Source organism: Halobacteriovorax sp. HFRX-2_2 (assembly GCF_043196705.1).
In the GTDB taxonomy this organism is placed as follows: domain Bacteria; phylum Bdellovibrionota; class Bacteriovoracia; order Bacteriovoracales; family Bacteriovoracaceae; genus Halobacteriovorax_A.
In genome coordinates this window covers 37,865-51,324 of record NZ_JBEBMT010000003.1, presented here as the reverse complement: position 1 = coordinate 51,324, position 13,460 = coordinate 37,865, and the positions used below count along the sequence as shown (strand labels likewise).

Genomic DNA, 13,460 nt, shown 5'->3' with positions numbered 1-13,460 from the left:
TTCTTAACTTTAAACAAAGACAAATAAACACTTACGTTATTTCAATATTATAGAAGATAGCTAATCTTGCCTCTAGAGTGATGTGATATTGGATACTTAGAAATGGAACAAGTAGAGAAAGCGCCTAAAATATCTGACAAGCGCGATCACCTACTGACAGAACTTAAAGTTTTGATTAAGTGAGCAAAGTGCTTCTCTCATTTCTTCATTCTCTTCTTTAAGCTTATTATTCTCTTCTTTCAAAGAAGCAATCTCACGAGTATTTGTTGAAACTTGGGCCTCAACACCTTCACTCATAACCTTATACATGGCCATATTCTCATCTAGCTCTTTAACCGCTTCAATAAGTGGCGAAACAAGAACAGCATAATCAACAGATAGCCAACCATCTGCATTTTCAATAACGGCCGTTGGAAATTGTGCCTGAACATCTTGAGCGATGACACCAATTGAGTGCATTCCAGGAGAGAGTGATTTTTCATTCCAATCAAATTCAACACCTTTAAGGGCCTTGATCTTATCAAGGGCATGATCAATCTCCGTCACATTATCTTTGAGTCTCTTATCTGAAGTACAATTTGTTGCTCCGGCCCCAGCTCCAAGTGTACAATCTGTCGAGCCTTGAACTCTTAGATTCCCTACCACATGAAATTGTTCCGAAGGTGTTGTCGTTCCTACCCCAACACGTCCAGCGGCCGTAACAGTCATACGATCAGTGTTTGCAGTAGAAATTGTCACAGGTAAATTTGAGCCTACAGCTCCTGCCGTATTTAAGTTTCCAAGCTTAATACCTGAGCCATTATCAACTAAAACTTCAAAATTATTTAACGTACCACCTTTAAACACGACATTATCAATTCCACCCTGTGAAATAATTTTCTGTGCAGAAGTCACCTGGCCAAAAAATGCAGAACTTGTGGTTGCATCCCCAGCAATAGTGTTAACAGAGATATTACCAAAATCAACGTCACCAGTTACGGTAATATCACTATCAAAAGTTGCATTACCTGTTACCTGAAGAGTCCCATTAACAACGGCCGCACCTGTTGTATTAAATGCGCCAGTATTTGTAAGTCCACCTGTCGAAGTAATCCCATTTCCTTGAATGGTCCCACTCGCCGTTAGATTTGTCGTTGAAAGGTTTCCAGAGTGTGAAAGAGTCCCTGAAACAATTGTATTACTAAGTTGTGAAATCCCAGTAACATTTAGGTTACCGGCCAATTGAGTACTACCACCAACAACCATTTGATAACCAGAAGTATCAGAAACAACAGTACTTCCAACAAGTAGTCTTCCATTATGAGTAAGCCTCATATTCTCTTGTTGAGTATTTGTTGTATTTGCTGTCGTATAAAAATTTAACTCAGTACCAAGATTTGTTGCACTAAAGTTTTCAGTCGCAGTAGAGCGAATACTTGCCGTATTTACAATTCCACTTCCCGTGTCTCCACCAAAGTTTAATAGTCCAAGAACATCACTTGCTGTCGTCATTGACGGTGCAGTTATTAGCCCTTGAGAGCTTGCAAGATTGATTGATGACTGATTGCCACCATAAGAATAAAACTGTCCACTCGCATCTCCAGAATCACTACGTACATCAATTTGTGCAGTAGCATTAAATGTTCCTAAATTTGATGTGTGTCCAAAAGATAAATTTCCATTTGCATCGTAAAGAGCAAAGTCAGAAGACTCTGATTGGAAAGCGATATCACCTGGGCCAGAGCTACCAGCTGTAATTGTCGTTGTTCCACTATTTGTCATGTTAACAGCATTAATATTTGTTATACCTGAGCCATCTCCAACAAAGTTGGCCGCAGTTATCGTTGAAGATACATTTAAATTACCGTTGATACCAGAGTTTCCGTAAACGTAGAAAAGGTAGAGAGGATCAGGAACACCACCAATAGATGTACGTCCTGCTGAATCGATGAAGAACTCTGCAGAGTTCCAGAAGTTTGATGCTAAGCTATCTCCATCTCCATCAACATCGATAAAGAAGAAGTTCATTCCACCAACATTTGTGTTATTACCGTAAACACCCATCGTAGCGTTATGTTCTTGTCGTAATCCAAAAGAGAGAGCTCTTGCCCAACTTGAACCAAGTCCGGAACTAACGTTACCTCCAACATGAAGAAGAATACTTTCCTCTGCAGTTGTAGGACCTGCAATATTTCCACTTACTGTTAACTTTGATGGCCCTTCATATGGGTCATCTGAGATTGTAACTTTTCCACCAGAACCTGTGCGTCTGATATGTGAGCCATTAATATCCCATGGTCCTGCATAACTACCATTACTTAGTTGTAGATCCCATTTATTTGTTGATTCATTAAAACGAATAATATCACCTGCTGTAAAGGTTTCGACATTACCATCACCATTTAAATCACCTGCAACAGGTGCAGCGTCGTTTACAACATAGAAGTCACCATTATTAACTCCAGCAACAGAAGGAGCTGTGACTCCCCCACCTGTATCAAGAATGAGACGTCCTAAATAATTAGAACCACCTAGATAATCAACCGCAACCCATGAAGCACCATTATACTGTAGAACTTGACCAGCGCTTGAAGCACCAAGAGAGCTTAACTTAGAGTTTGTGATTGCACCGTCTTGAATTTTACTTGTTGAAATCGAACTATTTTGAACATCAAAGCTAACAGATGTTACAGTTTGTCCGAAGGCATCTGTTACAATTAGATCATAGATAAAGCCACCAACGATTTTTAAACCATTAGGAACCCCTAGCCTCACCATATTTGCAGACTTTGATAAAATATTTAAGTTGATAACCTGTGGGCCATTCTTTGTTTTAACCGCACTAATCGTTGAAAGATTTGTTCCATTGAGAATTAGCTGATTTGAAGAAACTTCAATAAGTGTAATCTGATGTCTTTTCGTAAGGTCAGATGTATCCGATGAGTTAGTATTATCACGGCCTGTATTGCTAACAGGTTTACACGCAATAAAAAGTACAACTAAGAGAATGTAAAAAGTATTATTAAGTTTCATATCCATAAATCCCTAATTTCATATCGGAGATTAATAAATAAAGTTAAACTATTAATATTACTATACCAAAGCACTTGGTTAACAAGAGCAAATAAGGAGTATTTGCCAATGATTTCTTTAACTTGTCATTGGTTATAAAATACTTGTATGAATAGCTTTCAAAGATTTTTGCAAACTCTACTAGTCACTATGACATTTCTAACATTGGCCAATCACGCCCTTGCTGAAAAATACGACCTCAATACAAACTTGATTGTCATTCAAAATATTGCCAATGACGGAATGTCTTTTGTTATTCGTAAAGGAAGAGCAGATAATATCGTTAAAGGCCAAGTATCCCTATTCTCTTCGAAAGAAATCTCTTTTACTGCTCGTGCCATCTCTATAACGAAAGAATACTCACAGTGGATTGTAACAGACAATAATATCAGAGTCCCGTTTGAGAAAGGACAAATTGTCACAGTTAACTATTCTCCTGAAAGAGTTTGGTTAGAGATCCCAAAGATACTTGGAGATGAAAATTATAGAAAGATGCTTGCTGAAGAAGAGATGTCTCTTAGAGAAAAACAATTTCAGCGCTATGATAATCGATTTGAATTCTTCTATGGGAAGAATCAGGGCCTAAGTGAATCAACAAGCTCTAGTACAAATAATGATGGCACAAGAACTGGGGATACATTCCAATTCAATTATGCCATCCCTATAAACCAGACATTCCAAACAATTGTTGGCTTTCGCTACGACCTTGACCTACTCACTCTCCTCAACCCAAACGTTGAACAAGAAACGAAGAGAATGATGGGAACAGCGGCGCTAAAAATATCATTCGATAATAACTGGAGCTATCGTTTCAGCTACTTTGTTTCACTTGGAGTTGGTTTTGGGCGTTCTGAAACAAGTATCCAAGACACTGTAAGAGTTGGAAGCGCAATGCTTCTTCCATCCGTGAGTTTAGGACTTGAGTACAAAGTTTCAACTTCCCAGTCACTTATTTTTAAAGCAAATTTTGATGCTATCCAAGCAGATGAAGAATTTGCAGATGGCTTTCAGCAATCTACAGATCAAACAATGTTTGGGCTATCTGTTGGTTACGCTTTCTAAGTATCACCTTCTCCATCGTGAGGGATTGAAGGCTTAATCAATATCCTAATGATATAGGCAAAGAACGATTCTTTCTCTCTTTTATGCTTAAAGAAAGAAGCTTCAGAAACAGGTTGTAACAATAAGGCAATCAGTAGAATTACTTTCATCTTTCCTCCCTAATTAGAAACAATAGTAAAAGGAAAACATACTGAAAATTGAATGTCACTTGATGAGATAAAAAAATAGGCCTTCATTAAGTAATCTTAAGAAGGCCTATCAATTATTTGATAAATTCGTTTAGGAATTATTTCTTTGCAGCTGGAAGAACTTCGATTAGTTCAACTTCAAAAGTAAGTGTTGCACCACCTGGAATTGATGGAGGAGCACCTTGGTCACCATAAGCAAGCTCAGATGGAATTACTAACTTAATCTTTCCACCTTCACCAATAAGTTGCATCCCTTCAGTCCAACCTTTGATAACTCTGTTAAGTGGGAATTCGATTGGCTTATTTCTCTTGTAAGATGAGTCAAATTCAGTACCATCTCTTAGAGTACCTTTGTAGTGAACTTTTACAGTATCTGTTGCAACAGGCTTCTTTGCAGAACCAGCTTCAATGATTTTATAAGCTAGACCAGATTCAGTCTTCTTAGCACCTTCTTTCGCTACGAATTCAGCAAGAAATTTTGCACCAGCATCTTTTTCAGTCTTAGATACTTCACTCATTCTCTGATTTACGATATCTCTAAATTTGAATGCAAATTGTCTTGTATCAATATCAGTTGCATCCTTAGTCATACCATCACGAACACCTTGAACAAGGTTATTCATTTCTCTTTCAGTAAGTTTAAAATCTTTAAATCTCTTTCCGTAAACATGCCCAACTGAATAAAAGATCTTATCATTTTCAGTCTCTGGCTTTACTTCAGCTTTCTTACCACATGAAACAAATAGTAATGGCGCAATTGCCACTGTTGCTAGTAGTTTCTTCATTTAACATCCTTTGTCTAAATTTATTGAAGTCTAGTTACTAATTAATATTTATCTTAATAGATTAAAGTGCTTTAGTCCGCTTTTCAAGCCTTAAATATTTTCGTCCATTGCCTTGTTGGCCAACATATCGCAATGCTCATTTTGAGGGTGGCCACTGTGTCCCTTTACCCAACGAAACTGTAGATTTGAAAATCTTCCTGCGACTTCATCAAAGCTCTGCCATAACTCAATATTTTCTGGAGTTTTCTTGTCGGCTTTTTTCCAGCCACGTGACTTCCACCCTGGAACCCACTTTGTGATACCGTCAACAACATACTTAGAGTCACTATAAAGAAAGGCCGCATGACTATTATCAAGGCCCATCTCCTCTAATTCATTTTCTAATGATTTCAGTGATTCAATTGCTCCAGTAAGCTCCATACGGTTATTAGTGGTTTGAAACTCAAAGCCAGAGCTCTCAAAGAAGACCACACCCTCTGGGTTTTGTCCCATTGCACCCCATGCACCAGGCCCAGGGTTTCCACGACAACCGCCATCGCTATAAACGGTGTATGCACCCATTGCTTCCATCGGGATACTAAAATGACCATTACCACTTGCAACACCATTGTCGACATCTTCAAGAAGCTCAACACTTTCTCGAAGTTGTGCAATTGCATCATGATCGTCTTGCGTATCGAGAACGCTTTCTAAATATTCTAAAGTTTTTAGTATGCTTTTCTTTTTCATTACTTAAGGATTCCTTTTTAAAGTCATAAGTATAAATCTTCATTTACAAAAAAGGAAACTTCCACCACAATTTCTTTATGGAATTTATAAAATTAGAGTCAGGTAAAACAGTTAACAATCTTGAAATCGAAGCTTTTAAAAATAAAGTTGAATCATCTCGCTATATCTACCTCATGGCAGGAGTTCACGGAGATGAAATCGAGGGAGTTCACTGTCTAAAAGAAATCTTTTCGTGGCTCAAAAATGAAGTAGAGACTGATCTACCTTTAGTTATCATTCCAATTGTTAATAAGGACGGGGTTCATGCTGGCACACGTATTAATGCCAATGGTGTTGACTTAAATCGTAACCTTCCTACTCAGAGTTGGGAGGGTGAATTTGAAGAGGCCAAGTACAACCCGGGAACAGCACCTTTAAGTGAACCTGAAAACCAATATTTAGATAAACTCTTTAAAGAGTATCCACCGGCCTTTATTTTATCGATCCACTCATGGAAGCCTATTGTGAATTACAATGGTGACTGTAAGGATGTGGCAGAGCTTTTGGCCAAGCACAATAAGTATCCTATTGCAGATGATATCGGCTACCCAACTCCAGGCTCACTTGGAACATATGGAAGTGTCGATCTTGGTGCGCCAGTGCTCACTTTTGAATGTCCAACTGTCGACACAGGGATTACTGTCGAAGAAGTTTGGCAAGAAAATGAAGTCGGCTTCAAAGAAATGATCACGTCTGGAATTTTGAAACGATTCCTCTAAAAGTTAATTTACTCTTCTTAAACAAAATTAACTTATCTTAGCTAGCGTCCAATCCGTTAATAAGGCATATTCAAAATGAGAGTGCTGCATTGCGGCGCCCATGTTTTAAATTTGGTATAAATATCATTTAGGCCCCAATATCCCTCATAATCCCTCTCTCTTTTTGGGCCTAGGTGTAATCGGAGGCCGTCCCACGGCCTCCCTTTATATTCTCCATAATTTCGTCAACTCCCTAAACAACCCTGTAGATTTTCCAAAGTCGGCGTCTTACACCTCCTATTGTTATATATTTACTTCAAATGCGAACTCGTCCGAAACTGAACAAATGGCACACTATTTGCATCAAGTATTGAACGAATATCATTTTCAGGAACGAAAAAAGGAGACAGAGTGACACCATTTAAGTGTATCTCATTAATTTTACTAGCACTTACAACAACATCTGTTGTTGCCCAAAGTAGCACTAGTAATATCCAAGGTGTCAAAAAAGCACCGGGTGCGACTAGAAATTGGTCAGCTAGAATCGATACGACAGTTTCAAGAGACTTATTAAAGACTTCTGAAGCAGACCATTATAGTGGAATGTATAACTCATTTCGTTTCAATATTATTACAGATAAAGGTAGCTTCGCAGCTAAAACAACAATATCAAAAGACTTTGTTGATGAGCGAAAAAGTAGAATCAGTGATACGTCTGTATCCTTTACTAGAAAGGCTTCTCAGCCATTTGATGGGGTTGTTTCTTTTGGTACAGCATCAATAAAACTACCAACAAGTAAGGTATCGAGAAAATATTCTAACCTTCAAGCAGGAATTAGCTTAAGTGAAGGCCTATCAATAGCCGATAGTGTTATTGGGATTAAGGACCTATCTGCATTAGTTATTCTTGGTGCATCCAAGAACTTCCATGAGTATGAAACATCAATGACTGGAAGCTCAAATACTTCATATAGTCTTTCTTCAGTTGCATATCTGACATACAGCATGTCGGATCAGCTATACCTATCACTTGGAGGAACATATATGAAGGGTTGGACATATCAGAATAACACAAAAGATGCTTATTCGTTCTCACAAGCTGTTGGTTACAGCTTTGGCCCTAAGTACAACCTAGAAATAGGACATGAATTTGGAGGAACTCCCCTATCACCAGATGGAAAAAAGGTTGAGATCGACCTATTTGATGAAAGAGATTCATCAGTTTATGCATCACTAACAATAAAAATTTAGAACACACATAACGAAGACAAAGAGAAAGAAGAACAAATGACAAAAAGAACAAAGGTAGATGAGAAAATGAAAATCAAAAATGAAAACAAATTTGGAATGCTTAGAGGCCTTACACATGCTTTCGCATTGGCAGCTATTCTTTCAAGTTGTGCAAAAACTCTTCCTGACAAAGAGCCTGATTTTGCCCAAGAAACTTACCGAACAAAGAACTCTGTTACTTCAGCAAAGTTAGTTATTGAATCAAAAGCAGTAGCGACTCAAGAAGAACTTTCGATAAATGATATTTCGACAGATCTTATCGATACAAGTGTAGGTAGTGAAGCAAAGACTCTCTACTCTATTAATATTGTTAGCTCTAACGATAAGACTTACAATGTACTTGTAAAAGACCTTCTTATTCCAGCTGAACAAGCAGGACAACAGTTCGAGATTACATTTGATCTTACAACAAACTTCCTAGTAGCTTATATTGCTCCTGTAAACTCGAGTATTAAAGCACTAAGCCAGTCGAATAAGATTATCCGCGATATTCTTCCTGTCAAAGCTTCAAAGCTTGATCGTATTCCATTATTTCAATACGGTGTTGACTTCTTCCAAAGAGAAAATGTTAAAAACGATCTTGATGAGAAGACAAGACGAATCAGATATGTTGAAAAAGATCGTTCTGAATCAACTCACTACAAAGTTGACTACCTAATCGAAAACAGAACATACACTGGTGTCTTCGGGATGAACCAGAAAGAGATCGCGACAATCTATCGTCGTGACAAAGTTGAAAGTAACCTATTCACAGTAGGTCAACTTGAAGAACGTATTTTTAATAATGACAATGCCTTCACTACTTCAAAGCATGATGGCCACGTTTTTGAAAACAAAGATCTTATTAAGGTTATTTTAGATGACAATGATAATACAGCATATTTTGCTCGTGTTATTAAGAAAGAAGAGCTTACTGATAATGAAGAACAACTAGTTCGTGCAGAAAGATTCAACCTACTATTTTCAAGATGTGATGCTGATACAGCAAAGAGAGCAAAAATCGCTCTTGAGAACTGTTTTCTACGTTCAGAAATTTCTGAAAAAATTAAGTACGTTAAATTCAAGTATAACCTTGATGACAAAGAAGAAATTCTAGCTGAAACAATCATTTCAACGAGCACAAACTCTGAAGATGCAAAATTTATTCAACTAGAAAAAGACTCTAAACCAGAAGAGATCTACCCAGCAGAGATCAGAAGTGAACTATCAACTGCTTGGCTAAAACTTGAAAAATTTAAGAACCAAGAATTTACTTTTAGAAGAGTTTTAGAAGACTCTCCAAATATTTTCAACTATAGCTTTGCAGGTTCTAAAGCAAGCTTCCATGTTGAGATTGTTAAGTTTCACTTCGAATCAGATCGTGTACATGTAAAGAGATCAAGACCGCTTCTTCAAAGAACTGGTTCATCTAAAAACGATACTGAGCCATTACTATCTTTCGAAGCGGAATATTTCCGTGAAAGTAAGAATGACAAAGGTGGAATCGTTTACGTTCCAGCAAGCCACAATGACGAAAGAGCATTTGCAGTTGTAAACCTAGGCAATGATCTAATTGGTGATGTTCTTACTTCACTTGATCCATACCTAATGAGTGTTTGTGGTGGTGGAAAGGCCCACGGTCTAACTGAAACTAATAATATTGTACAAGTTGTTGATGGAAAGGATGACTACTTAAACTTTTCAACTCAATCAACTTATAAGAAAGGTAACCTATTTAACTGTTCAGACTTTGGTGGAGATTACTGGGGACCACAGAATGAAACAATGACGTTCACAGAAAGAACGACTTTCATGAAGTACAACCACGAATATGAAGAGCCAGAGCAAAACCTTACTTACGAAGTTCAAAAGAAGTTTAACTTTGGACTATTCACTGGTTCTAAGCTAGTTCCAAAGGGACACTCTGAGCAGACTCGTAACTTCGATACAACAGTTGGCCTACCGATGGTATTTGATATCAGAAATGGTAAGAATATCGAGTACGTACTGACAGGAATTCCATCGAATAAATATGATAAAGCTGGAAACATTGTTAGAAAGCTTACTAAGACAGAACTTGACCTAAGAAATAAAATCATCGTTTCTTCTCAAAAAGTTGTTGATGATATCAACCTAGGTTTCAAGCGCGCATTCAAAGGAACTCAATACGAAGGACGTGGTGATGTTATCACTCTTAAGATTGAAAAAGATGACTCTATTCCAGCAGGAACAAAGAATCTTAACCTTACTTACAACCTAGATGGTGTAGCACAGACAGTAGATATTGAAGTTGTGGAAAAAACTCACTTAGGTGACCTACAACGTAACCACATCTACTGGGTAGAAAAAGCGACTTCAAGTTCAATTATTGGTCTTGGTGGTCCATCATTTAACCCAAGAAATGGTGTTGTTGAATCTGCTTCTGTTTACCTATACGGTGGTAACATGAAGTCATCAATCGACTGGATGGTTGACAAGGCAATTTCTGAAAAGAATTTTGTTAAGAATATTACTCCTACTAAAGAGCTTCAAAACCTTGCAGATGAGCTTAACAAAAAAGCAATCGAAGACGCTTTAGCTGAGCACAAGGCAAAGACTCAAGCAGCTGGTCAAGATACTCAAGTTGCAGACTCAGGTGAAGTAGAAGTTGAAATCGAAGGTGAAACAGTAACTCAAAGCACGAAGAAAGCAGAGATGAAATCTCACCGTCACGGTGTAGCTCACACTAACTTAAAGAGCAACCTACTTAAGACAATTAAGCGTCCAAATATCGCTTCACAGATGGGGAAAATCAAAGATGCTCACCGTCTAATGAAGAATGACTTTAGAGCTAGCTCAATTGATAAAGAAGAAGTTCTACTTAACTTCTCAAGTGCTAATAACAAGCAAGCAAAAGCAGTAAGTGCTGCTTGGCAAGCAATTGCTAATAAAGATGATGTTGCACTACAGGCTGCAATCCACGGAGAGAACTCACTAGAGACTCTTCAAGCGAAGATCAAGCATGCTATGGAGTACGATAGAAATGGTAAGAAGAACCCAATCTGTAACCATGAAACAGCTGAGTTTGCTCTAAGCAACCTTGCTAAGAACTATGATGTTCTAAAAATGGCAGAAACAGATGAAGGTAAGAACGATATCCTAATTGATATTTGGATGCCTACTCTTGCTCACGAAATTGGACACAACCTTGGTCTACGTCACAACTTCGTTGGTTCATTTGATAAGAAAAACTGGCTATTTGCTGGTGAAAAAGAAACGAAGAGAACTTCATCTTCAGTTATGGACTATACAATTGATGACCACGCAACTTACGATGGCCTAGCTCCATACGATGTATACGCACTACGTGCAGCTTATACAGGAATGGTTGAGCTTGAAGGATACACTAACTCAAGAAAGAAATCGATTGAGATCAATGGTGTTGACGTTAAGGTATCTTCTGTTGAATCTGAATTTGAACCAGGTCTATACTACCACCTAGTAAGAATTCAAGATGTAGTTGATGCACTTGTTGGTGAAAATGGTAACCCTGCAAATATCTCTAAGCATAGACTTATGGCAGAAGCAGGCCTTAAGAGAATCAGATTCTGTTCAGATGAGGACGCAGGAAACTCTCCTCAGTGTAACAGACACGACTTTGGTTCATCTTTTGAAGAAATCGTAGACTACCAAATTTCAGACTACCGTCAGATGTACGAATATATCTACTTCCCAGGTAAGCGTAAGGAATTCTACGGTGGAGCAGCATTTGGTTGGCTAATGGATAAATTCTATAAGCTAAGAATGATGAACGAAGAAGTATTCTATCACCTAATTTACACTCCTGAGTTGTACTCTCAAGCAGATCAAGCAACTCATGATGCTACAACTAACGACCTAGTAAATGGTGTAATCAAGTCACTATTCTTCCTACAGTCAGTAGTTGCGACTCCAGATATCACTCCAGGTGCTGGACTTGATACTGAAGCACAAAGAAATAAGAGATTTGTTTCAACTCTAGTACCAACACAGACTGAAGTTACAGCTGAAGATGGAACAGTTCTACAAGTAGCGACTCAAAAGCCAATGGTTGTCGAAACAAAGTGGAACGAAGCAATCTCACTTGATAGTGACTCATATAGAGCGAAGAACCGTGGTATCGAATATGACAAAGCAGCTGCTCTTGTAGCGCTTACAGAGTCTGAGTCATACTCATACAAGTACCGTTCAAACTCTCTAAGAATTCCATACCAGTTACTAGAGCAGTATCTATTTGGAATTGATATTAAAGATTCAATTGTACAATCAACAATTGGAGAAGTTCTTTCTGGTCAAGTTACTCCACTAGTATATGACCCAGCAACAGGACGTAATATCCCACTAACTAACGGAGCTTTCAGCGTTGAAGTTGGTGAAGTTGAAACAAACTATGCTGCAATTGGTGGTCTAGTTTACGGTAATATTGATACATTTGAACAAACAGCTAACCCTGCACGTGCATTTTGGGTAAACCACATCTCTCAAAGAGATCTACTTACTGAAACTTTTGAGCACGAAGGGCAAACTTACCAAATCCCTGAGGATTATGTAGCTGAGAAAACAGATATCAGAAAAGCATATGTACCTTACGCACAAGATTCATATGTAGCTGGTAATGTTATCCAGAAAGCAAGTATGATGCAGTTAATTTCTCACGATGAGCGTTGGTCAACATTCTTTGGTGAATGGGAAAAGGCGCAAATTGAAGGACTTCAACTTGCACAAACTCCAGCGGCACAAGATGCAACTGAAGATACAATGAAAGCTCAAAAGACAGAGCTTGAAATGGCAGCAGCTCTTGGAGATGCAGCAGCAATTAAATCTGAGATGCAGAAATACTTCGCTCAAATCAATGCTCTTCTTGCTTCACAAGATCAAAAAGAGATGATTGCTGGGTTCCTTGCTCAAAGAGCACTTGTTAAACAAGCTGGTTCATACTTTGTATCAGCACAATTTACAGCGATGATGAATGACATTGGTCTTGAAGGTGTAACACTAGACTATATCAACCAAGTACTAAGTCAGGCCATCGTACCAATCGCTTTTGAAGCAGAAGCATGTCGCCTTTCAGAGCAGTACTGTTCAACAGTTGATATGATTCAAATGGCGAAGACTGGAAATAAAGATAGATACTTAGATAATAAGATCACTAACCTTCTGAATAACTTCTCAATGCCTTCAGTTAATGAGCAAGGTCAAGTTGAGTTATTCGCACCAGTTATTACTAAGGTCATCCAAGGTCTTAATAATAACGAGCAAATCAAGCTAGGAGATGTTTTCTTAAGAGATATCCAAGAAAACAGCTTCGCACAGATTCAACAAATGGATCAGCTTGTTGGTGAAGCTATGACGAAAATGAAAGTTACTAAAGACGTTGATAGCTTCTATGGAGATATGAAAAGAAACGTAAAACTTCTTGGACTATACTTCAGAATGATTAACCCGATGGAAGGAAAATAATCCAAACCATCTACCGATAAATTGTTCTTAAATTTGAAACCCGCCCTGTCCAGGCGGGTTTCTTTTTTTGGAGGCGTCATTTGCCACGATGGCAAAATGATGCCGAACAACTCAGAGGCGACCACGGCCTGCTTCGGCTCCTGCCTCTCGCAGGCATACAT

Annotated in this window: 8 protein-coding genes; 4 read left to right on the top strand and 4 right to left on the bottom strand. The window is 38.3% G+C overall.

The features are described from left to right. Nucleotides 1-150: 150 nt before the first annotated feature. The gene (locus tag ABMA79_RS10760) at nt 151-3,012 is read right to left on the bottom strand and encodes a tail fiber domain-containing protein (protein ID WP_393092502.1); all 2,862 of its coding nucleotides are present in this window, start codon (nt 3,010-3,012) and stop codon (nt 151-153) included. A gap of 189 nt (nt 3,013-3,201) precedes the next feature. On the opposite strand from ABMA79_RS10760, the gene ABMA79_RS10755 reads away from it, so the two are divergent. Then, nucleotides 3,202-4,113 carry a hypothetical protein gene (locus tag ABMA79_RS10755; protein ID WP_392860305.1) on the top strand — a complete coding sequence of 304 codons (912 nt, stop codon included), beginning with the start codon at nt 3,202-3,204 and terminating at the stop codon, nt 4,111-4,113. On the opposite strand, the gene ABMA79_RS10750 is transcribed toward ABMA79_RS10755, so the two are convergent. From ABMA79_RS10750 to ABMA79_RS10740, 3 genes are all read right to left on the bottom strand, one after another. After that, a complete protein-coding gene (locus ABMA79_RS10750; protein ID WP_158246795.1) occupies nt 4,110-4,262 on the bottom strand; it encodes a hypothetical protein in 153 nt (50 codons plus the stop codon). The two genes, ABMA79_RS10755 and ABMA79_RS10750, sit on opposite strands and share 4 nt — an antisense overlap. A gap of 137 nt (nt 4,263-4,399) precedes the next feature. Then, nucleotides 4,400-5,086, bottom strand: a complete 687-nt coding sequence (locus ABMA79_RS10745; RefSeq protein WP_392860303.1) for an FKBP-type peptidyl-prolyl cis-trans isomerase — start codon at nt 5,084-5,086, stop codon at nt 4,400-4,402. Nucleotides 5,087-5,176: 90 nt separating this feature from the next. Continuing rightward, a complete protein-coding gene (locus ABMA79_RS10740) occupies nt 5,177-5,647 on the bottom strand; it encodes a ribonuclease H (protein ID WP_392861016.1) in 471 nt (156 codons plus the stop codon). Between the two features lie 245 nt (nt 5,648-5,892). Here ABMA79_RS10740 and ABMA79_RS10735 point away from each other — a divergent pair, with 245 nt between their 5' ends. From ABMA79_RS10735 to ABMA79_RS10725, 3 genes are all read left to right on the top strand, one after another. Beyond that, nucleotides 5,893-6,573 (top strand): M14 family murein peptide amidase A, encoded by a 681-nt coding sequence (locus tag ABMA79_RS10735; RefSeq protein ID WP_392860302.1) that lies wholly within the window; start codon nt 5,893-5,895, stop codon nt 6,571-6,573. Nucleotides 6,574-6,963: 390 nt separating this feature from the next. Beyond that, nucleotides 6,964-7,803: a hypothetical protein gene (locus ABMA79_RS10730; RefSeq protein ID WP_392860301.1), complete on the top strand. Its 840-nt coding sequence runs from the start codon at nt 6,964-6,966 to the stop codon at nt 7,801-7,803. A 36-nt stretch (nt 7,804-7,839) separates the two neighbouring features. Continuing rightward, nucleotides 7,840-13,299 carry a zinc-dependent metalloprotease gene (locus ABMA79_RS10725; RefSeq protein WP_393092499.1) on the top strand — a complete coding sequence of 1,820 codons (5,460 nt, stop codon included), beginning with the start codon at nt 7,840-7,842 and terminating at the stop codon, nt 13,297-13,299. The last annotated feature ends 161 nt before the right edge of the window (nt 13,300-13,460 follow it).